This window comes from Enterococcus silesiacus (assembly GCF_001886225.1).
GTDB lineage: Bacteria > Bacillota > Bacilli > Lactobacillales > Enterococcaceae > Enterococcus_L > Enterococcus_L silesiacus.
The window spans coordinates 1-23,392 of record NZ_JXLC01000017.1 but is presented as its reverse complement, the minus strand read 5'-3'; the positions used below and the strand labels follow the sequence as shown (position 1 = coordinate 23,392).

23 protein-coding genes are annotated in these 23,392 nt (G+C 36.8%); 21 read left to right on the top strand and 2 right to left on the bottom strand.

Features of this window, described 5'->3' with window-relative positions; translation table 11 throughout:
* Positions 1–122: 122 nt before the first annotated feature.
* From RV15_RS11810 to RV15_RS11745, 14 genes are all read left to right on the top strand, one after another.
* Positions 123–977 (top strand): phosphate ABC transporter substrate-binding protein PstS, encoded by an 855-nt coding sequence (locus tag RV15_RS11810; RefSeq protein ID WP_071878250.1) that lies wholly within the window; start codon positions 123–125, stop codon positions 975–977.
* Positions 978–1,646: 669 nt separating this feature from the next.
* Positions 1,647–2,567, top strand: coding sequence for a phosphate ABC transporter permease subunit PstC (gene pstC, locus RV15_RS11805; RefSeq protein WP_071878249.1), 921 nt, complete (start codon positions 1,647–1,649; stop codon positions 2,565–2,567).
* The gene (gene pstA / locus RV15_RS11800) at positions 2,567–3,451 is read left to right on the top strand and encodes a phosphate ABC transporter permease PstA (RefSeq protein ID WP_071878248.1); all 885 of its coding nucleotides are present in this window, start codon (positions 2,567–2,569) and stop codon (positions 3,449–3,451) included. Before pstC ends, pstA begins: the two co-directional genes overlap by 1 nt.
* 16 nt (positions 3,452–3,467) lie before the next feature.
* Positions 3,468–4,268: a phosphate ABC transporter ATP-binding protein PstB gene (gene pstB, locus RV15_RS11795; RefSeq protein WP_071878247.1), complete on the top strand. Its 801-nt coding sequence runs from the start codon at positions 3,468–3,470 to the stop codon at positions 4,266–4,268.
* A gap of 10 nt (positions 4,269–4,278) precedes the next feature.
* On the top strand, positions 4,279–5,037 hold the full coding sequence (gene pstB, locus RV15_RS11790) for a phosphate ABC transporter ATP-binding protein PstB (RefSeq protein WP_071878246.1): 759 nt from the start codon (positions 4,279–4,281) through the stop codon (positions 5,035–5,037).
* Between the two features lie 17 nt (positions 5,038–5,054).
* Positions 5,055–5,726, top strand: a complete 672-nt coding sequence (gene phoU, locus RV15_RS11785; protein WP_069638742.1) for a phosphate signaling complex protein PhoU — start codon at positions 5,055–5,057, stop codon at positions 5,724–5,726.
* Positions 5,727–6,084: 358 nt separating this feature from the next.
* Complete coding sequence (gene uhpT / locus RV15_RS11780; protein WP_071878245.1) at positions 6,085–7,455, top strand: hexose-6-phosphate:phosphate antiporter; 1,371 nt, start codon at positions 6,085–6,087, stop codon at positions 7,453–7,455.
* Positions 7,456–7,470: 15 nt separating this feature from the next.
* Entirely contained in the window at positions 7,471–8,235 is a 765-nt protein-coding gene (locus RV15_RS11775; protein WP_071878244.1) for a tyrosine-protein phosphatase, read from the top strand.
* Between the two features lie 68 nt (positions 8,236–8,303).
* Positions 8,304–9,242: a DNA-binding transcriptional repressor DeoR gene (locus RV15_RS11770; RefSeq protein WP_071878307.1), complete on the top strand. Its 939-nt coding sequence runs from the start codon at positions 8,304–8,306 to the stop codon at positions 9,240–9,242.
* Between the two features lie 106 nt (positions 9,243–9,348).
* Positions 9,349–10,020 (top strand): deoxyribose-phosphate aldolase, encoded by a 672-nt coding sequence (deoC, locus tag RV15_RS11765; RefSeq protein WP_071878243.1) that lies wholly within the window; start codon positions 9,349–9,351, stop codon positions 10,018–10,020.
* 33 nt (positions 10,021–10,053) lie between these two features.
* A complete protein-coding gene (locus RV15_RS11760) occupies positions 10,054–11,355 on the top strand; it encodes a pyrimidine-nucleoside phosphorylase (protein WP_071878242.1) in 1,302 nt (433 codons plus the stop codon).
* Positions 11,356–11,627: 272 nt separating this feature from the next.
* A complete protein-coding gene (gene liaX, locus RV15_RS11755; RefSeq protein WP_071878241.1) occupies positions 11,628–13,229 on the top strand; it encodes a daptomycin-sensing surface protein LiaX in 1,602 nt (533 codons plus the stop codon).
* Positions 13,230–13,398: 169 nt separating this feature from the next.
* Entirely contained in the window at positions 13,399–13,716 is a 318-nt protein-coding gene (locus RV15_RS11750; protein ID WP_071878240.1) for a PspC domain-containing protein, read from the top strand.
* Entirely contained in the window at positions 13,716–14,075 is a 360-nt protein-coding gene (locus tag RV15_RS11745; RefSeq protein WP_071878239.1) for a phage holin family protein, read from the top strand. Before RV15_RS11750 ends, RV15_RS11745 begins: the two co-directional genes overlap by 1 nt.
* Before the next feature lie 107 nt (positions 14,076–14,182).
* On the opposite strand, the gene RV15_RS11740 is transcribed toward RV15_RS11745, so the two are convergent.
* Positions 14,183–15,151 (bottom strand): GIY-YIG nuclease family protein, encoded by a 969-nt coding sequence (locus RV15_RS11740; RefSeq protein WP_071878238.1) that lies wholly within the window; start codon positions 15,149–15,151, stop codon positions 14,183–14,185.
* A 244-nt stretch (positions 15,152–15,395) separates the two neighbouring features.
* On the opposite strand from RV15_RS11740, the gene hprK reads away from it, so the two are divergent.
* The 6 genes from hprK (at position 15,396) to RV15_RS11710 (ending at position 20,912) form a co-directional block, all read left to right on the top strand.
* A complete protein-coding gene (gene hprK, locus RV15_RS11735) occupies positions 15,396–16,334 on the top strand; it encodes an HPr(Ser) kinase/phosphatase (protein ID WP_071878306.1) in 939 nt (312 codons plus the stop codon).
* Between the two features lie 175 nt (positions 16,335–16,509).
* Entirely contained in the window at positions 16,510–17,337 is an 828-nt protein-coding gene (gene lgt, locus RV15_RS11730; RefSeq protein WP_071878237.1) for a prolipoprotein diacylglyceryl transferase, read from the top strand.
* A 366-nt stretch (positions 17,338–17,703) separates the two neighbouring features.
* Positions 17,704–18,720: an NAD(P)H-dependent glycerol-3-phosphate dehydrogenase gene (locus tag RV15_RS11725; protein WP_071878236.1), complete on the top strand. Its 1,017-nt coding sequence runs from the start codon at positions 17,704–17,706 to the stop codon at positions 18,718–18,720.
* 21 nt (positions 18,721–18,741) lie between these two features.
* Entirely contained in the window at positions 18,742–19,638 is an 897-nt protein-coding gene (galU, locus tag RV15_RS11720) for a UTP--glucose-1-phosphate uridylyltransferase GalU (RefSeq protein ID WP_071878235.1), read from the top strand.
* Between the two features lie 216 nt (positions 19,639–19,854).
* Positions 19,855–20,298, top strand: coding sequence for a DUF948 domain-containing protein (locus tag RV15_RS11715; protein WP_071878234.1), 444 nt, complete (start codon positions 19,855–19,857; stop codon positions 20,296–20,298).
* A 23-nt stretch (positions 20,299–20,321) separates the two neighbouring features.
* Positions 20,322–20,912 carry a YtxH domain-containing protein gene (locus tag RV15_RS11710; protein WP_071878233.1) on the top strand — a complete coding sequence of 197 codons (591 nt, stop codon included), beginning with the start codon at positions 20,322–20,324 and terminating at the stop codon, positions 20,910–20,912.
* Positions 20,913–20,973: 61 nt separating this feature from the next.
* Here the strand turns inward: RV15_RS11710 and RV15_RS11705 are convergent, their stop codons facing one another.
* Positions 20,974–22,074: an aminopeptidase P family protein gene (locus RV15_RS11705; protein ID WP_071878232.1), complete on the bottom strand. Its 1,101-nt coding sequence runs from the start codon at positions 22,072–22,074 to the stop codon at positions 20,974–20,976.
* A 214-nt stretch (positions 22,075–22,288) separates the two neighbouring features.
* Between RV15_RS11705 and ccpA the strand changes: the two genes are divergently transcribed.
* Positions 22,289–23,290: a catabolite control protein A gene (gene ccpA, locus RV15_RS11700; RefSeq protein WP_071878231.1), complete on the top strand. Its 1,002-nt coding sequence runs from the start codon at positions 22,289–22,291 to the stop codon at positions 23,288–23,290.
* Positions 23,291–23,392: the final 102 nt, after the last annotated feature.

Genomic DNA, 23,392 nt, shown 5'->3' with positions numbered 1-23,392 from the left:
CTTTATCATTTTTTGTTATTTTATTCTAAAAAAATGCGAATGTTGAAAACTTATAATTTTCAAGGGAAACAGTTAATGTTAAAATAAATTGATTGAATTGAGTTTGGAGGATTATCAGATAAATGAAAAAGAAAATGCTATTATTTTTTAGTCTAATTGGAATACTAACTTTATCAGGCTGTGCTAAGTGGATCGATCGAGGTGAATCGATCACAGCAGTCGGCTCATCAGCACTACAACCCTTAGTTGAAACAGCAGCTGAAGAGTTTCAAAGTCAAAACCCAGGACGCTTTGTCAATGTCCAAGGAGGCGGAAGTGGAACGGGATTGAGCCAAGTTCAGTCCGGAGCAGTGGATATTGGGAATTCTGACTTGTTTGCCGAAGAGAAAAAAGGAATCGACGCTTCTAAATTGACAGATCATAAGGTCGCTGTAGTAGGAATCACACCGATCGTTAATAAGAATGTTGGGGTATCAGATATTTCACTAGAAAACCTTAGAAAAATCTTTTTAGGTGAAATAACCAACTGGAAAGAAATCGGCGGAAAAGATATTCCAATCGTTATGTTAAATCGTGCTGCTGGAAGTGGTACACGCGTGACCTTTGAGCGATGGGTATTAGATGGTAAAACAGCAATACAGGCACAAGAACAAGACTCAAGCGGAATGGTTCGTTCTATTGTTGCTGATACACCTGGAGCAATCAGCTATACGGCTTTTTCTTATGTCAATGATGAAGTCAACACGTTAAGTATTGATGGTGTAAAACCAACTGATGAGAATGTTATAACGAATAAATGGACAATTTGGTCTTATGAACATATGTATACACTAGGAAAACCAAAGCAATTGACGGATGAATTTTTGGAATTTATGTTATCAGATGATGTACAGGAAAAAATCATCGCTCAATTAGGGTATATACCTGTATCTAAGATGGAAGTAGAACGTGATTGGCAAGGAAATCTTATTAAATAATCGACCTTTACACAAAATTTACAAACTTAACATAAGTTTTACATGTTATTAAACACAAATTTATGTTGGAAAGTTACACTAATTTTATTATGGGAAGTGCTTGGTAGATGGGGCGTTATTGATGAAAAATAAAAATAGAATGTAGTAGAAAATACTATATTTTATTGTTCCTATTTTTCAGTCGAAACTAAACGAGCACGTTACGCTTTTGCTTTGAAACACAGTGAGTGAAATGAACTGATGTTGAAAAGTACAAGGTGAAGTAAAACGGAACGTTGTTACTGATATGCTATCTAGCTTCACGAGCTGACTCTTCGGGAAAAAGATAAAAATAGATTGAGGCAAAAAGCACCACATTCGATTTTTCCTATTTTCCAGTCGGAGTCGAACGAGCTCGTTACGCTTTTAATGCTATCTAGCTTCGCAGGCTAGCCTTTCGGAAAAAAGATAAAATATGAATGAGGCAAAAAGCACCTCAGTCATATTTTCCTATTTTCAGTCAAGGCTGGACGAGCCTGCTACGCTTTTAATGCTATCTAGCTTCACGAGCTGACTCCTCGGGAAAAAGATAAAAATAGATTGTGGCAAAAAGCACCACATTCGATTTTTCCTATTTTCCAGTCGGAGTCGAACGAGCTCGTTACGCTTTTAAAATAAGGAGGAATTTTCTTGGAAGATGTGCAGAAGAAATTGTTAACAAAATCAAAGCGCGCCAGAATGGAACAACGTGGGAAATTTATTAGTTTTCTATGTATCGCTTTGATTGTTTTGGTTGTTTTATCGATCTTTTATTTTGTAGCCAGTAAAGGGTTAGCAACCTTTTTTACAAATAAAATCAAAGTATCCGACTTTTTATTCGGTTCAAACTGGAATCCAAGTGAAACAGGGACAGATGGTAAACCAATGGTCGGGGCCTTACCGATGATTGCTGGCTCTTTTATTGTAACGTTCTTATCAGCGATTATTGCAACGCCATTTGCGATTGGTGCAGCTGTGTTCATGACAGAAATTTCACCTAAAAAAGGCTCAAAAATTTTACAACCGGTTATTGAACTATTAGTAGGTATTCCTTCTGTTGTGTATGGCTTTATCGGATTATCAGTCATTGTTCCTTTTATTCGCTCAATTTTCGGTGGTACAGGCTTTGGGATTTTAGCTGGAACCTTTGTACTATTTATCATGATTTTGCCTACGGTTACCACAATGACGGTAGATGCTTTAAAATCAGTACCACGTCATTATCGTGAAGCATCCTTAGCGTTAGGAGCGACACGTTGGCAAACCATTTACAAAGTAGTTTTACGAGCTGCAGTTCCGGGGATTTTAACCGCCGTTGTTTTTGGAATGGCGCGTGCCTTTGGTGAAGCATTAGCCATCCAAATGGTTATCGGAAATGCTGCAATTATGCCATCTAGCTTAACAACCCCAGCGTCAACATTAACCAGTATTTTAACGATGGGGATCGGAAATACGATTATGGGAACAGTAGAAAACAATGTGCTTTGGTCACTTGCTTTGATCTTACTATTGATGTCATTGTTCTTTAATATTATTATTCGAATCATTGGTAAGAAAGGAGCCTTGAAATAATGAATGCAAAAAAAGCAGATAAAATTGCAACAGGTATTTTGTACGCCATTTCTGGTGTGATTGTTTTGATCTTGGCCGCCTTGCTACTTTATATTTTGATTCGCGGGATTCCCCATATTTCTTGGGACTTTTTAACGAAACCATCTAAAGCCTACCAAGCAGGCGGTGGTATCGGAATTCAATTATTCAACTCACTGTATTTATTATTAATTACCATGTTGATTAGTTTTCCAATTTCACTAGGTGCAGGGATTTACTTATCTGAATATGCGAAGAAAAACTGGGTGACAGATGTGATTCGTACATCAATCGAAATTTTAAGCTCACTTCCTTCAGTTGTCGTAGGTTTGTTTGGTTTCCTGATCTTTGTTGTACAGATTGGGTATGGGTTTTCAATCATTTCTGGTGCTTTGGCATTAACCTTTTTCAACTTACCATTGTTGACGAGAAATGTTGAAGAATCATTAAAAGCCGTTCATTATACACAACGAGAAGCGGGCTTGTCTTTGGGCTTATCTCGCTGGGAAACAGTAATAAAAGTAGTCGTTCCAGAAGCATTACCAGGTATTTTAACAGGAGTGATCTTAAGTTCAGGCAGAATTTTTGGTGAAGCGGCTGCGTTGATTTATACTGCAGGGCAAAGTGCGCCAGCGTTAGATTTCAGTAATTGGAATCCGTTAAGTGTCTCAAGTCCGATCAGTATTTTCCGTCAAGCTGAAACCTTAGCTGTTCATATTTGGAAAATTAATACAGAAGGCACGATGCCAGATGGAGCAGCTGTTTCTGCGGGTGCTTCGGCCGTTCTGATTTTAGTCGTGTTACTCTTTAATTTTGGTGCACGCTTTATCGGAAACAGATTATATAAAAGAATGACATCAGCCTAATGTTAGGGGAATCAGAATGAAAGAATATAATTTAAATGATACCAATATTATTAAATTGCCAGAGCCGATTGCCTTGCATACCGATGATCTACATGTTTGGTATGGAGACAATGAAGCAATCAAAGGTGTTGATTTAGAGTTTGAAAAAAATAAAATTACTGCCTTGATCGGTCCTTCTGGTTGTGGTAAATCAACTTATTTACGTTCGTTGAATCGAATGAATGATGGCATTGCCAATACCAAAGTAACAGGTAGTATCATGTATAAAGATGTGAACGTCAATACCAAAGAAGTGGATGTTTATGAAATGCGGAAACGTATCGGCATGGTGTTTCAGCGTCCTAACCCATTTAGTAAATCAATCTATGAAAATATTACATTTGCCTTGAAACAACATGGTGAAAAAGATAAGAAGAAGTTAGATGAGATTGTGGAAACAAGCTTAAAACAAGCCGCACTTTGGGATCAAGTCAAAGATAATTTGGGTAAGAGTGCGTTAGCGTTGTCTGGTGGTCAACAACAACGTTTGTGTATTGCTAGAGCGATTGCAATGAAACCAGATATCTTACTTTTAGATGAACCAGCAAGTGCTTTGGATCCAATCTCAACTGGGAAAGTAGAAGAAACATTAGTTAATTTGAAAAATGATTATACAATCATTATCGTAACCCATAATATGCAGCAAGCTGCCCGTATCAGTGATTACACCGCCTTTTTCTACTTAGGTAAAGTGATCGAATACGATGAAACAAGAAAAATCTTTACACGACCAAAAATTCAAGCGACAGAAGATTACGTTTCTGGACATTTTGGTTAGGAGGAGCAAGATGACAAAAGAAATTATTTCATCAAAAGATTTGCATTTATATTACGGTAAAAAAGAAGCGTTAAAAGGAATTGACTTAAACATCAATCAAGGGGAAATCACTGCGATGATTGGACCATCTGGTTGCGGTAAATCGACTTATCTGCGTTCACTGAATCGGATGAATGATCTGATTCCAGGTGTAACGATCACAGGAAGTGTTGTTTACAAAGGTAAAGATATCTATGGACCAAAAACAGATATCGTAGATTTACGTAAAGAAATCGGTATGGTATTTCAACAACCCAACCCGTTTCCTTTTTCTATCTATGAAAATGTGATCTACGGATTACGTTTAAAAGGTGAAAAGGACAAACAGGTACTGGATCAAGCCGTAGAAAATAGTTTAAAAGCAGCGTCTGTTTGGGAAGATGTGAAAGATAAATTGCATAAAAGTGCTTTATCTTTATCTGGCGGACAACAACAACGTGTTTGCATTGCTCGTGTTTTAGCAGTTGATCCTGAAATCATTCTATTGGATGAACCTACAAGTGCGCTTGACCCCGTTTCAAGTGGTAAGATCGAGAATATGCTTTTAACACTGAAAGAAAAATATACAATGATCATGGTGACACATAATATGTCACAGGCTTCACGAATTTCTGATAAAACGGCTTTCTTTTTGCAAGGCGAATTGATAGAATTTAATGATACGAAGAAGATATTCTTGAATCCTAAAGAAAAACAAACAGAAGATTATATTTCTGGAAAATTTGGTTAAAAAAAGGAGGAACACAGATGTTGCGTAGCCAGTTTGAAGAAGAATTACTGAATCTGCATAATCAATTTTATGAAATGGGCATGATGGTAAGTAACGTGGTACATAAATCTGTACGTGCTTACATTAATCATGATAAAAAAATTGCCAATGAGGTAATTGATTATGATGTACAAATCAATGATATGGAAGTAAAACTAGAAAAGAAAAGTTTTGAAATGATTGCTTTACAACAACCTGTAACAACAGACCTTAGAATGATCATCACAGTCATGAAGGCAAGCTCAGACTTAGAAAGAATGGCGGATCACGCTGTATCGATCGCTAAATCAACGATTCGCTTAAAAGGTGAGACTAGAATTCCTGAGATTGAAAAAGAAATTTCGGATATGTCTGATTATGTGAAGAAAATGGTTGATAATGTGTTGATTGCCTATGTAAAAACTGATCAAAAAGATGCGCGTATGATTGCTAAAATGGATACCCGTGTGAATGAATATTTTGATAGCATCTACAGTCATTCGATCAAAGCGATGCAGGCAAATCCAGAAACAGTTGTCAGTGGAACGGATTATCTGCATGTCGCAACCTATTTAGAACGGATCGGGGACTATGTAACGAATATTTGTGAGTGGATCGTTTATCTAGCGACTGGGAAAATTACAGAGTTAAATAGTAACCATGACGAATAAGTGAATAAATGAAAGGTAGAGGGTGGGACCAGGAGTGTTTAACTCCGAGAAATTAAGAGGGAATTCACGAAAATTGCTCTTCAAATTTTTGTGAATTTCAGTTTATTTCCGAAGGGATTACTTCTACCCCCGCTGTTTATTCGGACTCCTTGAGGCTGGAATGTAACTCGTAGAGTTATGTTCCAGTCTCTATTTTTTGTGAACTAAATCTTACATGAATTAAAACAATGTAAAAAATAGTTATGAACATAATTTCAATATATAGTTTACATTTGTTCTTGGCTCGTGTATTATACAATTATATTGGAAAGCGCTAACCATTATAATTAAAATTTTGGGGTGAGGAAATTTGGAAGATATGAATGCAGTTGTTGGGAATATGAATCGGCCGACCTTGGCTGAACAAAGAAAACAGTGGTTCAAAGAATTTATGAAACCGTTTTTGGTCGTTGTAGTAATTTATATTACGATGTATATGATTCGTAATAACTTTAAAGCAGCACAGCCATTATTGAAAAGCCAATTAGGTCTTACAACAACAGATCTTGGTTATATTGGTTTTGTCTTTTCTATTGTTTATGGCTTTGGTAAATTTATCGTTGGGTATATTGTAGATGGAAAAAATACGAAGAAGATTTTGTCAATTTTGTTATTATTATCTTCAATCACAGTCTTATGTATGGGGATTCTCTTTACAATGAATAATGTGCCAATGGGTTGGATCGTTGTTTTGTGGTCATTAAATGGTTTGTTTCAATGTGTTGGGGGACCAAGCTGTGCTTCTGTGATCACACAATGGACAACGAGAAGCAATCGTGGTAGATATATTGGGTTATGGAACGCATCGCACAATATCGGTGGTGGTTTTGCAGGGATTTTTGCTGTTTGGTGTGCAACCACTTTTTTCAAAGGACAAGTTGCAGGAATGTTTATTATTCCAGCAATCGTTGCGGCGGTCGTTGCTGTAGGAACCTTTTTCATTGGGAAAAATAGACCTGAAGATTTAGGTTGGAATTCGAGTGAAGAAATTTTTGGTGAACCTGTTGAAGAAGCCAATGTGGATGCTGAAAATTTAACAAAATGGGAAATCTTCAAAAAATATTTACTAACGAATCCTTATATTTGGGTGTTATGTGTAGCTAATGTCTTTGTTTATATCGTACGGATTGGCATCGATAACTGGGCGCCATTATATGTGACAGAGCATTTGAATTTTTCACAAGAAGCCGCAGCTCAAACGATTTTCTACTTTGAGATGGGTGCGTTGATCGGGTGTTTAGCTTGGGGCTATATATCAGATTTATTGAAAGGTCGTCCAGCTTTAGTAGCTACTGTGAGTACAATTTTATTACCGATCGGAATTATTGGGTATCAATTGGGAACAACAGAATTTGTAATCAATGCCTCATTATTCATGCTAGGGATGATGGTTTTTGGTCCACAATTATTGATTAATTTATCAATGCTAGGATTCGTACCGAAAAAAGCAACAGTTGTTTCAGGAGGATTATTAGGGGCATTCGCCTATCTGTTTGGAGATTCAATGGCGAAAATTCTTTTGGCTAAGATCTCTGATCCGTCAAAAGATGGGGTAAATTTCTTTGGACATGTCCTGCATGGTTGGAATGATACCTTTATCATCTTTTACATTTCGATCGTGATCATTGCTGTTCTTTTAGGCATTGTTGCACTGGCAGAAGAAAAAAGAAGAAAAAAAGTAAATTCATAAAGGTGGAATAGACAAATGAACGTACAAATTACGAATTTTAGGGATTTAGGCGGGATTAAAAATAAAGAAGGTAAAACGGTCAAAGCCAAAAAACTATTGCGCTCGGGTCATTTGGTAAATTTAGATCAGGAAACGCAGACTACTTTGGTTGACGAGTTTAATCTAACCAGGATCATCGATTTTAGACGAGAATTTGAGATCAGTGAAGCACCAGATACACCGATTGAAGCTGTGGAGTATGTCAATTTAGATCTCCTTGGAAAAATGAATGCTAAAAATTCAAGTTTAGCTGATTTTGCTAAATTAAAATCAATCGAAGCGGTCGACAAGCATATGCTAGGTGTTTATGAGGATCTGATCTTGAATCCGGGGGCTCAAGAAGGGTTTACGGAATTTATGGAGTACATTTTAGCAAATAAAAATGGCGCAACGATTTTCCACTGTTTTGCTGGTAAAGACCGAACGGGCTATGCTTCAGCATTATTGCTATTGTTATTAGATGTAGAAAAGGAAGAAATCTACAAAGACTTTCTAATTACAAATACTGAAAGAAAACAAGCGAATGATGAATTAGTGCAGCAATTTAGAGAGCAGGGTTTCAATGAAGAACAGCTTGACTCTTTAGCGACAGCACTTTATGTAAAAGAAGAGTATTTGGATCATGCCTTTCATTTAATTGAGAAAAATTTTGGTACAGCAGAAAAATATGCGGCCAAATGTTTGAATTTTGACCTAGAAAAACTTTCTGAATTAAGAAGTATCTATTTAACTGACGAATAAAGTGTCATTTGTCATCCTTGTTTGTTCTTGCTATAATGGGCTTAAATGATAAGGAACGGACAATGAGTATGGATAAAGAAAAACAACAACTTAGTATTGAAGTTGCAAGACTCTACTATCAATCTTCACTTAGTCAGCAGGAAATAGCTGAAAAATTAAATGTTTCACGTCCGACGATTTCGCGGTTACTGAATTATGCGAAAGAAAAAGGCTACGTTCAAATCACGATCTTTGACCCTTTTTCTGATTTATTTGAAATCGAAAAAAAGTTGAAAGAAAAATATGGACTAGCAGAAGTTCATGTAGCTTTTTCACCAGATCCCAACTACAATTCTATTTCTGAATACTTGACAGCGTATGCAGCTGAATACCTTGAAGATACAATCAAAAATGGGGATATCATCGGCGTTAGTTGGGGGACAACAATGCATAAGACTGTTTCTAAGATGAGCCGGATGGATGTCAAAGGCGTAGAAGTTGTTCAGTTGAAAGGCGGAATTGCTTACTTTGATGTTAACAATTATGCATTTGAGACGATTACACTATTTGCTGAGATTCTCAATACAAAAGCAAGAACATTTCCTTTGCCAGTTATTTTAGATAGTAAGCAAGCGAAGGACTTGGTCGTTAAAGATCGTCATATCAGTAAAGTCATCGAATTAGGCAGACAGGCAAACATTGCAGTCTTTACTGTTGGAACAGTTCAAAGCGAATCACTGCATTTTCGTTTGGGCTATTTTACCGAGCAAGAAGAAAAATCGCTCAAAGCCAATGCAGTTGGTGATATCTGTTCTAGATTCTTTAATGAAGATGGGAAAATCAGTGACGAAGAAATCAATGGTCGTACGATCGGGATTGAACTTGAAGAGCTTAAGACCAAAGAAAAATCTATTCTAATTGCTGGTGGAGATCGCAAAATTAAAGCCATTCATGGGGCGTTAGTTGGCGGATATGCCAACGTTTTACTGATCGATAAATTTACAGCCATGAAACTGTTAAGTCACTAATTATATTTGGGAAACGGAGTAGACATTATTTTCTACTCTTTTATAAATAGCTAATATGAACGAAATTTCATTTTAATAGAACGAAATTTCTGAAAGGGAGACTACAATGAACGTAAACAAAATGATCGACCATACTTTATTAAAACCAGAAGCAGACGAGGCAGCATTATTAACATTACTCGAAGAGGCAAAAAAATATGAATTTGCATCAGTATGTGTGAATCCATATTGGGTAGCTTTGGCAAGTAAAGAATTAGCTGGTACGTCAGTTGAAATATGTACAGTTATCGGATTTCCTCTAGGCGCAAATACAACGGCAACAAAAGCTTTTGAAGCAGCAGATGCTATTAAAAATGGCGCAACAGAAGTTGATATGGTTATTAATGTTGGTGCACTAAGATCAGGTGATGAAGAAACTGTGTTAAAAGATATCGAAGCCGTTGTCAAATCAGCTCAAGGGAAAGCTTTAGTCAAAGTGATTCTTGAAAATTGTCTGTTAACAGACAGAGAAATCGCTACTGCTTCTAAGCTTTCTGTTCAAGCAGGTGCAGATTTTGTTAAAACATCAACCGGTTTTTCAACGGGAGGTGCAACAATCAAAGATGTTGCCTTGATGCGTAAAACAGTTGGCCCAACGATTGGTGTAAAAGCATCAGGTGGTGTTCGGACAGTCGAAGATGCCAAAGCAATGATTCATGCTGGCGCATCAAGACTAGGAGCAAGTTCCAGTGTCGCTATAGTCGATGGATCAATGAAAGATACTACAGGCGGCTATTAAAATTTATACAATAGAGATTGCGAGGTACAAAATATGAGAATGGTTGATATCATTGAAAAAAAACGAAATGGTCATGAACTGAGTAAAGCAGAGATTGAATTTTTTGTTGAAGGTTTAACAGATGGAACCATTCCTGATTATCAGGCAAGTGCTTTTTTAATGGCTGTTTATTTTCAGGACATGTCGGATAAAGAACGAGCTGATTTAACATTGGCTATGGTCCATTCAGGTGATGTAATTGATTTATCGGACATTGAAGGTATAAAAGTCGATAAACATTCAACAGGTGGTGTTGGTGATACGACGACGCTAGTTTTAGCACCGTTAGTTGCAGCACTTGATATTCCTTTTGCAAAAATGTCGGGGCGTGGCTTAGGTCACACAGGCGGCACAATCGATAAGTTGGAAGCCTTTGAAGGATTCCATGTAGAATTGACAGATACTGAATTTACTGAAATGGTCAATCGCGATAAAATTTCAGTGATCGGTCAATCGGGTAATCTAACACCCGCAGATAAAAAGCTCTATGCTTTACGGGACGTTACAGCAACCGTTAGTTCAATTCCTTTGATTGCAAGCTCAATCATGAGTAAGAAAATCGCAGCAGGTGCAGATGCGATTGTTTTAGATGTTAAGACAGGTGCAGGTGCATTTATGAAAACCGAGAAAGAGGCAGCTGAACTTGCTTCTGCAATGGTTAGAATCGGCAATCTAGTAGGTAGAAATACGATGGCGATCATTTCTGATATGTCACAACCATTGGGAAATGCAATCGGTAATTCATTAGAAGTGCAAGAAGCAATCGATACATTGCATGGAAATGGACCAGCAGATTTAACTGAATTGGTTTTGACGTTAGGTAGTCAAATGGTCGTGCTTTCAGGTAAGACAGATTCTTTAGCAACAGCGAGAGAAATGTTAAAAGGTGTAATCAAAGATGGTTCAGCCTTAGTGAAATTCAAACAATTTATCAAAAACCAAGGGGGCAATCCTGAGTGGGTCGATGATCCTAAATTATTGCCGCAGGCTAACTTTGAGATAGAAGTTGTTTCCGATTCAGATGGTTTTGTTTCAGAAATCGTTGCGGACAACATTGGTGTAGCCGCAATGAAACTGGGAGCAGGTCGTGAAACAAAGGAAGATGAGATTGATTTAGCTGTTGGGTTGATTTTAAGAAAAAAAGTTGGCGATCCAGTGAAAAAAGGGGACAGTTTAGTCACGATTTTTGCCAATCAACAAGATGTTGAGGATGTTGTAGCGATGATCAAAGAGAATATCCGTATTGGGTTAGATGTTCAAGAGAGTAAATTGATTTATCGTGAGATCCATAATTAGTCTAAGCAATTAAAAAAAATAAAAAGCGCATGAATTATATAGAAGAGATGGGATCGTCGAGTGATGCCCGTTTCTTCTTTATTTGATGTGCTACGTGTTTTTCCTATTAAAAGCGTTAAAAATCGATAGTATTGTTAAATAAAAGAACGGTTACCCTTGAGGACTACCTAAAATTCATTCTTAAGTCCTATGACAAACCATCAAAAAGAAGGCATAATAGGTACATAAGGAAAACACCCTCGGGTGAAAAATTTGCTAAGGAGGCAATTTCCATGAAAGAAAGAGAAAGAGTATTAGATTTAGTCAAAAAAGGTATCCTATCTTCAGAGGAAGCTTTAGTATTATTAGAAAATATGGCGACAGAAAAAGATGAAAAGCAAATCAAAAAAGCTGCCGACCAAGTAAATGCAACAAATCCAACCACTGACACAAAAGAAAATGACAGAGTCGAAGAATTATTAAATAAGCTAGAAAATCAAGAAGAAGATGAAACAGTCGAACCTGAGATCACGGATGAAGATTTAAAAGCAAAAGAAGCAGCAGATCATGAACGATTAGAAAAAATTCTCGATGATCTAGCAACCAAAGCAAATCGTACTTCTGTAGAATTAGATGAAGTCAATGCAGAAATTGCTGGCGTCAAAGAAGAAATCAAAGAAGCACAAGAAAAATTGATGGAATTAAACACAAAAGAAGAACTAAGTGAATTAACAGCTGAAGAGTTGGAATTAAGAACATCACTAGAAGCTGAAATCAAGTCATTAGAAGATTCTTTAGATGCAAGAATTCAAGAGAAAGTTGCTTTAGACGCAGAATTGAAAGATATTCGCAAAGAACAATGGTCAGAAACAAAAGACCGTGTAACGTCTAAATTTGACATTCCTGATGACTGGAAAGACCAAGCAACAGATACAATCAATCAAGTTGGCGAAAAAATGAGTGAGGCTGGTTCACAATTAGGCTCATTCTTGAAAAAAACATTCAGCTCATTCTCAGAAACAATGAATGACAACATGGAATGGAAAGACGTTAGCTTTAAAGTTCCTGGTGTTGCAACAACAAAATTTGAACATGAATTTAATTATCCAGCACCACTTGCAAGTTTGATTGATGTTAAAGTAGCAAATGGAAATATCGTATTCAAAACATGGGATCAACCAGATGTCAAAGTAGAAGGGAAAATCAAGCTTTATGGTAAAATGGATGCTGAAACACCACTTGAAGCTTTCTTAGAAAGAAGTCAAATCGATGTGGATGATGAAGTGATTTCATTCCAAATTCCAAATAAACGTGTTCGTGCAGACTTGATTTTCTACTTACCTGAGCGTACATTTGATCATGTATCCATTAAGTTATTGAACGGAAATGTATCAATCGAATCATTAAAAGCAAAAGATGTTTATACAAAATCAACGAATGGCTCAATCACATTTAACAAAATTGATGCGACAATGCTTGAAATTGAAGGCGTGAATGGTGATATTAAAGTCCTAGATGGTGAAATCCTTGATAACATCATTGAAACAGTTAATGGGACTGTAACAATCGCGGCAACACCTCAAACGATCGGCGTTTCATTGATCAATGGCGATGTTCGCATTACTGCAAAAGAGCACACATTACGTAAAGTCGAAGCAAGTTCTGTTAATGGGAATGTAAAAATCGCATTACCAGCTGAACTAGGTGTCGAAGGTACGGTAAAAACAAGCCTAGGTAGCGTTAATAGTCGCCTAAGTGATTATGAAGTGATTCGTGAAAAGAAAGAAAGAACCAATCAATTATTGCAATTTAGACGATTAGATGATGAGAATATGGCACAAATCAATGCTTCTACAACAACAGGAAACATTTATTTAAAAGACACAGATAAATAAATGCGTAGAACATTGAACGATTAAAAGCTGTCGACTGCTTAAAGATAGTTAAGAGTGGTAATCTAAAATAGGTAACGCTCTTAACTATTAAAAAGCAAAGAAAATACAAAAAAAGGATGATTCTTTATCCATTCTATTGTAAAATTTAAGAAAGGAGAGGTGAAAAAACATGAGAAAACGATTGACAAAATCTCCCAATAATGTGGTATTAACAGGAACCCTAGCGGGAATCGCAGAATGGTTAGGTATTGATCCTACAATCGTACGTGTGATTTATGTGGTAGCGAGCTTTATCTTTATCGGTAGCCCAATTTTCTTATATATTGTCTTAGCTGTATTGATTCCTTCAGGTAGAGCGAGAAATGATAGCTATGGGCATCAAAACCCGTATAATAGAAATACTCGTAATGCTAACCCTTATGCGAATGATCAAAAACAAAGAAAACAAGCTGAAAAAGTGAATGATGATGACTGGAGTGACTTTTAATGAGCTATTTTCAACGTCTGATTGTTAATACGTTGACCTTTGTTTCACTCGCAGTGATTTTCCCGAATATGATTTATGTAAGGAGTATCTGGATGGCGATCATCGCGGCATTTGTTCTTTCTATATTGAATATGCTAGTGAAACCGGTGTTGACGATTCTATCGCTTCCGCTGACGTTACTTACATTTGGTTTATTTAGTTTTATTGTCAATGCAGCAATTTTGAGGATGACTTCTTCCTTCGTTGGAGAAATGAATTTTGGATTTTCCAGCTTTGGAGCAGCGATCCTAATGGCTGTCATCATGTCACTAGTCAATGCAATTGTTAGTGAACGTAATATGGATAAATACAACGAATAAGAAAATTAGATAGATGGATTCAACTCAGATGAAACAAGAGTTTCCATTATTCCTTCGGATTTTAAAGGTCTGAGCTATAACTCAAAGAGTTATAGCTCAGACCTTTTTTATGCAAATGGATCAGTGAGATCAAGTAATCGGCATTCTTTGTGCCGATTGATATAACTATATAAAATATTGATAAAATCAACTTGATTTTTGGAAAATTGCTGAATGTTTTCGGGCTTATTTTTAGGAAGAATTTTTTTGGCTAGTTCACTAGGTGTATAGTTAGAAAAGGTTCGTGTTGTGATTGTTCGCTGACTTATGACAAGGCCTTGGTAAATCAGGTAGTATTTTATTTTTGATCCGACTGGAACCGATAATAACTGCCAATTCGTTTGGTTTGCTAAAATCAATTTTTTATTTTGATTAAAAAAACGAGTAAGAAAATGCCAGTCTTCACGCAATTTTAGTGCTTTTTCAAATGAATGATTGTCTGAAGCTGACATCATTTTTATTTCTAAACGTTTTTGAGGTAGTTGATTGTTAAATGTGAAAGCACCTAGTATTTCTTTGGCTGCAATGTTTGACTCAACAGGTTCAGAAGTACTTTCAAGAAAAGAGTGCTGCCAATAATTACTCTGATTCAATCTATATAGGCTTTCTAAAATTAACTTTAATTTAGAAAGTTTTTTATTGATCGAGAAAGGACCAAAACAGTTTGTTTTCGTAGGAACAGAAAGTATATTAATTGAGAGCTCTCCCTGTTCCGCATTGATTTCGACATATTTATATTTCTCAAAAGCGTTCATTTGCCGATTATAGATAGGGCGGTGTGTTTGGATCAGTTGGCATTCAAGCAATAGAGCGTCAAGTTCGGACTCTACTTCGATAACATCAAAGGCAGCTAATTGCTGGATTAACCGTAATGTTTTACTAGAGTGCTGTTTATTTCTAACAAAGTAACTGCTGACACGTTCCCGCAACTTTTTTGCTTTTCCTATATAGATAATTTCTCCATGTCTATCCTTCATTAAATAGACACCAGGACTTAATGGTAGATTTTTTGCTTGATTTTTCAGAGTTTCTTTCATAAAGGATCACATCCAATAGTATGTTTTTAGCTGGTTATGGTAATACAAATCAAGTATACAAATTAATGTAAGATAGTCAACTATTTGCTGATATACAATCTCTATTTTGGGCTGAATTAAGGAGACAAAACTGGCCGTACCATTAAGAACAGAAACAAAACAAGGACAATCTTTCGAATAGCTAGAAACTTCCTACTTGGCATGATAAAATAGTACGAGTAGAAGAAAGGAATGGATGATAGATATGGAAGAAGTTGTAAAGATTCATCAACTGGTAAAAAAGCTTTCTTTAGAAGTCGTTTATGGCGATGAAGAAAGTTTAAATAGAGAAATCACAACCGGAGATATTTCACGCCCTGGATTGGAGTTAACGGGTTATTTTAATTATTATCCTCATAATCGTTTGCAGCTGTTTGGCAGCAAAGAGATTACTTTTTCACAACGGATGATACCAGAAGAACGATTGATGGTTATGCGCCGGTTATGTGAGAAGGATACGCCTGCTTTTATTATTTCCAGAGGACTGGAAGCACCTGAAGAAATGGTACAAGCAGCTAAAGAAAAAGGCTTGGCAGTTTTACGCTCGCCGATTTCGACTTCGAGATTATTAGGGGAATTATCAAGCTATTTAGATAGTCGTTTAGCTGCAAGAACTAGCGTACACGGTGTTTTAGTGGACGTTTATGGTTTAGGTGTCTTGATTCAAGGAGACAGTGGCATCGGGAAAAGTGAAACGGCATTAGAATTGATCAAGCGTGGTCATCGATTGATCGCAGATGATCGTGTAGATGTTTATCAACAAGACGAATTAACGGTTGTTGGTGAGCCACCTAAAATTTTGCAGCACTTGATCGAAATTCGTGGAATCGGCATCATTGACGTAATGAATCTATTTGGTGCAAGTGCTGTCCGTGGCTTTATGCAGGTGCAACTGGTTGTTTATTTAGAGGCATGGGAAAAAGATAAAAAATATGATCGCTTAGGCTCAGATGATGCAATGGTGGAAATTGCCAGTGTCGATGTTCCACAAATTCGTATTCCTGTAAAAACTGGCCGAAATGTGGCGATCATTATTGAAGTTGCCGCAATGAATTTCCGTGCAAAAACAATGGGTTATGATGCAACAAAATCATTTGAAGAACGATTGACTCGATTGATCGAAGAAAATTCAGGGACTATGTAGCTTCGAGAGTTAGCGCTACGGAACGTTTGTTACGGTAAGTTATCTAGCTGCATGGGCTAGTCTTTCGGAAAAAAGATAAATTATGAAACAGTTAAAGAACACCTCAGTCATAATTTTCTGTTTTTCAGTCGAGACTGAATGAGCTCATTTCGATTTTAAATTAGGAGGAAGCCAAATGTTAGGTCAAGTAAATCCAGTAGCATTTAATCTTTTTGGAATATCTGTATACTGGTATGCAATAATTATTGTTTCAGGGATCGTACTAGCTGTTTGGCTAAGTAGTCGAGAAGCGGTTCGCGTCGGGTTAAAAGAAGACGATGTAATTGATTTTATGCTTTGGGGATTGCCGAGTGCGATTATTGGTGCCCGATTGTATTATGTGATTTTTCAGTGGCAGGACTATGTAAATAATCCAATCGAGATTATCTTGACCAGAAATGGTGGTCTGGCAATTTATGGTGGCTTGATTGGTGGAGGACTGGCATTATTTTTCTTCACCAGACATCGTTTTATTTCAACGTGGACATTTTTAGATATTGCAGCGCCAAGTGTGATTTTAGCACAAGGGATTGGACGCTGGGGAAACTTTATGAATCATGAAGCCTACGGTCCTGCAACAACGCGTGGCTTTCTAGAAGGGTTACATTTGCCAAAATTTATCATTGATAATATGAATATTGATGGGACGTACCATCAGCCAACTTTTTTATATGAATCTATTTGGAATGTTTTAGGATTTATCGTATTGGTTCTTTTAAGGAAAAAGAAACATTTCTTAAAAGAAGGAGAAGTTGTTTTAAGCTATATCGTCTGGTATTCTTTCGGCCGTTTCTTTATTGAAGGCATGCGGACAGATAGTTTATATGCATTTGGCGATATTAGAGTTTCTCAACTATTTTCTCTAGTTCTATTCTTCGGTGCCATTGGACTTATGATCTTTCGACGTAAAAAAGGCTCAGTACCATTTTATGATCGTGAAAAAGGAATAAAAAAGGCTGTTTAGAACTGCCTATTCTAGTTAAGCTATGTTAAAATGTTATGTGGGTATGAAAGTTATGAAATGAGTAATTTAGTTTGTTTATTTAAAGGAATAAGATACTGAGTAATCTAGCATTATTGAATCAGCTCTTCGGAAAGAAGATAAAAATTGAAGGAGTCAAAGAGCGACTCAATCAATTTTTCCTATTTTTCAGTCAGAGCTGGTCGAGCTTGTTCAGCTTTTCTATGATCTAGCTTCACCGAATCAGCTCTTCGGAAAAAAGATAAAAACTAAATGAGTCAAAGAGCGACTCAGTTATTTTTTTCTATTTTTCAGTCAGAGCTAAACGATTCGTTCAGCTTTTCTTATTTCGAAAGGAGATTTTCACCAATGAAACAAAAAGTTGCGGTTTTAGGTCCTGGTTCGTGGGGAACTGCATTGGCTCAAGTTTTAGCAGAAAATGGTCATGAGGTTCGTATTTGGGGACATAATAAAGCACAGATTGATGAAATCAACAATTACCACACGAATCGTCATTATCTTCCTGATCTGGTTATCCCAGAATCGATTCAAGGGAAGATGTCATTAGAGGAATGTATTCAAGATGCAGATGCAGTATTGTTTGTTGTTCCGACAAAAGCGATTCGTTCGGTCGCTCAAGAATTTACAGCGAAATGCAAGAATCAGCCGTTGATTATCCATGCTAGTAAAGGCTTGGAACAAGGTAGCCATAAACGAATCTCTGAGGTTTTGATGGAAGAAATTCCAGCAGAGAAAAGACACGGAGTGGTTGTTTTATCTGGTCCGAGTCATGCAGAAGAAGTCGCAGTTCATGATATTACAACGATTACTGCTGCAAGTGAGAGCTTAGCAGAAGCAACCTACGTACAGTCATTATTTATGAATGATTATTTTAGAATTTATACTAATGATGATGTGATTGGTGTTGAAACTGGCGCGGCTTTGAAAAATATCATTGCCTTAGGTGCAGGTGCGATTCATGGATTAGGCTTTGGTGATGATGCCAAAGCGGCGATCATGACACGTGGTTTAGCTGAAATCAGTCGTTTGGGTGTGGCAATGGGCGCAAATCCTTTAACGTTTATCGGTTTAAGTGGAGTTGGTGACTTAATCGTTACATGCACAAGTGTACATTCGCGTAATTGGCGTGCAGGAAATCTGCTTGGAAAAGGGCATAGTTTGGATGAAGTTCTTGAAAACATGGGAATGATCGTTGAAGGTGTTTCAACAACCAAAGCAGCGTATGAGTTATCTCAACAGCTAAACGTTGAGATGCCAATTACAGAGGCAATTTATAAAGTGTTATATGAAGGACAAGATGTAAAACAAGCAGCAAAAGAAATTATGCTGCGTGATGGTAAAACAGAAAATGAATTTTCTATATAATTTTTTAGGAGGCCAATAGGCATGAAAGTAAAAAAAGCGGTTATTCCAGCAGCTGGACTGGGAACAAGATTTTTACCAGCAACAAAAGCAATGGCAAAAGAAATGCTGCCGATTGTAGATAAACCAACGATTCAATTTATCGTGGAAGAAGCTCTAGCTTCAGGAATCGAAGACATTTTGATCGTCACGGGAAAAGCAAAACGTCCGATTGAAGATCATTTTGATGCAAACTTTGAATTAGAAAGTAATCTTCGTGAAAAAAATAAAACAGATCTCTTGAAATTAGTAGAAGAAACGACAGATGTCAATCTTCACTTTATTCGTCAATCTCATCCAAAAGGCTTAGGACATGCTGTTTTACAAGCCAAAGCATTTGTTGGCAATGAACCGTTTGTTGTGATGCTTGGTGATGATATCATGGAAGACAAAATACCTTTGTCAAAACAATTGATGAATGATTATGAAGAAACACATGCATCTACTATTGCTGTAATGAAAGTCCCACATGAAGAAACGTCAAAATATGGCATCATCAATCCGGAAGCGGAAGTTTCTAAGGGCTTGTACAATGTCAATAATTTTGTTGAAAAGCCAACACCTGAAGAGGCGCCAAGTGATTTAGCGATCATTGGTCGTTACTTGTTAACACCCGAAATTTTCCACGTGTTAGAATCACAAGAACCAGGTGCTGGTGGTGAAATCCAGTTAACGGATGCCATTGATACATTGAATAAAACGCAACGTGTCTTTGCTCGTGAGTTTACTGGCAAACGTTATGATGTAGGCGATAAGTTTGGCTTTATGAAAACGAGTATTGAGTATGGATTAGTTCACCCAGAAGTGAAGGATAACCTACGTGAGTACATTATTGAACTAGGCGCTGAACTTGCTAAAGAAGATGCACCTAAAAATAAATAAACGAAAATGAGTGATATGATCTTTTTCATTTAAAGGCAGAGCAAAATTTGTTCTGTCTTTTTTTATAAATTACAATCAAGATTTTTGAAAGTCTCAGTAGAGACTTAGGCTATAAATTGGTATAATTAAGATAACAAAGCTAACTGAATGATTTGTGAAAAAGAGCGGTTGGTGTTATTCTAAGAACATGGAATAATTGATGGAAGGAGCAAGAATATGACAGGTGGAGAGGTTGCAGCGATTATTGCAGCAGTGGCGTTTGCTGTATTAGTAGTGTTTATTGTTTTAGTATTGCTAAAAATCGGAAAAACGGTGGAAAGAGTTACGACCACAGTTGACGAAGCAAATAAAACGATTGAGATTGTAACAAAAGATGTAGATATTTTATCTAGACAGGTAGAGGGACTTTTGGTAAAAAGTAATGAGTTGCTAGACGATGTCAATAAGAAAGTAGCAACAATTGATCCATTATTTGCTGCAGTGGCAGATTTGAGTGAAAGTGTTTCAGAACTAAACTATTCTAGTCGAAATTTACTTGGAAAAGTTGGCTCTGTAGGGAAGACAACAGCCAAAGCAGGTGTTGTCAGCAAAGTGGGTGGAGCGGCTTTTAGGGCATTTCGTCCCAAAAAATCATCAAAAACAAGTGAAACAACCAAATAATAAAAGATAATGGAGGAATAAACATGGCGAAAAAAGGTGGCTTTTTTTTAGGAGCAATTATTGGTGGAACGGCAGCAGCGGTGGCAGCACTTTTATTGGCACCAAAATCAGGTAAAGAATTACGTGAAGATTTAGCAAACCAAGCAGATGATTTTAAAGACAAAGCAACGGATTATACAGATTACGCTGTACAAAAAGGTTCTGAATTATCATCAATTGCTAAAGATAAAGCGAGTGTGTTAGGTGAGCAAGCAGGTGATTTAGCTGGGAATGTAAAAGATAAGACAAAAGATTCTCTTGATAAAGCTCAAGGTGTTTCAGATACGGTATTGGAATCCTTTAAAAAACAAACTGGCGATTTATCTGATCGCTTTAAGAAAACGGCTAAAGACGTCAATGATCAAGTGGACGAATTAGGCGATATCGCAGAAGACGCCTCTGATGATATTTTTATAGACGTTAAAGAATCTGCAAAAAAAGCCAAAGAAACTGTTTCTGAAGGTGTTGCTGAAGCAAAAGAAGTAACGAAAGATGTTCCGGAAAAAGCAGAAGACGCAAAAGAAGATACCAAAAAAGCGGTTAAAGAAACAATAGAAGACGTTAAAGGTAAATAGAGCAAATGAAAAAACAAAGCCAACATTCCAATTGGGATGCAGGCTTTGTTTTTTGTTATGATCAATTGAAGATCATTAAGTCTTTTGGTGTTTTTGTAAAAGCTTCACAGCCGGATTGTGTGACATGTAAGCAATCTTCAATACGTACTCCGACTTGGTTAGGAATGTAGATGCCAGGTTCAATAGAAAAACACATACCCTCTTCGATAACTAAGTCATTTCCTGTCACAAGTGAAGGGTATTCATGGACAGTCGTTCCGATCCCGTGGCCTAATCGGTGATTGAAATATTCACCATAGCCGTAACCGCTAATAACACCGCGAGCAACTTCATCTAATTCGCCAGCTGTGACACCTGGTTTTACAGCGTCCATTGCTTTTAATTGGGCTTCTAAAACGATGGAGTAGATTTCTTTTTGGAAATCTGTCGGCTCTTTGTAGGCAACTGTTCGAGTAACGTCACTGCAGTAGCCATTGTAAACAACACCTAAATCAAATAAAACAAAGTCGTGTTTTTCAACAGCTGTACTGCCTGGATTTCCATGAGGACTTGCAGCATTTGTTCCTGTTAGTACTAAAGTATCAAAACTCATTGAACGAATGCCTTGACGTTTTAGTTGATACTCGATTTCTGCTAATATTTCTTGTTCTTTAGCGCCTTCTTGAATGGCTTTAAAGCCGATCTCTAAGGCAACATCAGCCCAATTACCGGCTTCCATAAGCGTAGAAATTTCAGAAGGAGTTTTTAGCAATTGTAATTTTTCAATGATGGGTGTAACGTTTGCTGAGAAATCACTGGCTGGGAAATAATGATTTAAACGATCAAAACGAGCAACAGTTAAAGCATCTTTCTCTGTTGCGATTTTAGTTGGTGTTTCATTTTTTTTGATGAGTTGAGCAATTTTTTCCCAAGGATTCTCGCTATCTAGGTAGCCATAGACTGGATAATTCCATGAACTATTTGCTGCATCTTCCACTTCTAACGCTGGTGTAAATAAAAAAGGGTCATGATTTAATGAAATAAATAAGGCTAAAACCCGTTCATGAGGATCGCTTTTATAGCCTGAAAAGTAGGCAATATGCCCAGGATCACTAATATAAGTAAGATCAGTGTTCGTGTCGGCCATCCATTTTTTTAGTTCATTGATTTTTTCTTGGTTCATAGATATCCTTCTTTCTTTTAAAACTATTACACTAAAAAGCATAGCTTTATCATACCATGAAATGAGCTAAAGTGCTTTTTGAAATATAAAGTAAATTTTCATGAAAATAGGATAAAACGGTTGCAAAAATAAAAAAACTCTGCTATTCTTATTGAGAAATGTAAACAGCGTTTTCAGAAAATGAAGACAACTATAAATATTTAGGAGAATAGACATGGAAAAACAAACAATTACAATTTATGATGTTGCACGTGAAGCAAATGTATCCATGGCGACTGTATCTCGTGTAGTCAATGGCAATCCCAATGTAAAACCTGCTACACGCAAAAAAGTGTTAGAAGTGATTGACCGCTTAGATTACCGTCCCAATGCTGTCGCTCGTGGTTTAGCAAGTAAAAAGACAACAACTGTGGGTGTGATCATTCCTGATGTTAGCAATATCTTTTTTGCTTCGTTAGCTCGAGGGATCGATGATGTTGCAACAATGTATAAATACAACATTATTTTAGCGAACTCTGACAGTAATGATCAAAAAGAAGTCAATGTACTGAATAATCTTTTGGCTAAACAAGTTGATGGAATCATTTTTATGGGTCACCATATTACAGATGAAATCCGTGGCGAGTTTTCTCGTTCTAAAACTCCTGTTGTTCTGGCTGGTTCGATTGATCCAGATGAACAAGTAGGTAGTGTAAATATTGATTATGCGGAAGCGACAAAAGATGCAACGAATTTATTGGCTAAAAACGGCAATAAAAAAATTGCTTTTGTCAGCGGTGCATTGATCGATCCAATCAATGGTCAAAACCGTATTAAAGGCTATAAAGAAGCTTTAGCTGATAATGGTTTAACCTATAATGAAGGTTTGATTTTTGAATCTGAGTATAAATTTAAAGCAGGTATCTCATTAGCTGAACGTATCCGTAACAGTGGGGCGACAGCCGCTTATGTGACGGACGATGAACTGGCTATCGGTTTATTGGATGGCATGATTGATGCTGGTGTGAAAGTACCAGAAGAGTTTGAAATCATTACAAGCAATAACTCATTACTAACCGAAGTTGCTCGTCCGCGTCTTTCAAGCGTGACACAACCATTATATGATATCGGTGCTGTAGCAATGCGTTTATTGACAAAATTAATGAATAAAGAAGAAATCGAAGATAAGACAGTTATCTTGCCATATGGTATAGATCAAAAAGATTCAACTAAATAACACAGATGACCCCACAAAATGAAATTGTTTTGTGGGGTTTTTATTTCTCTGATAGAAATATTGCTAATAAAAATGGCTCTTTGTCAACTAATGTTGGTAAAG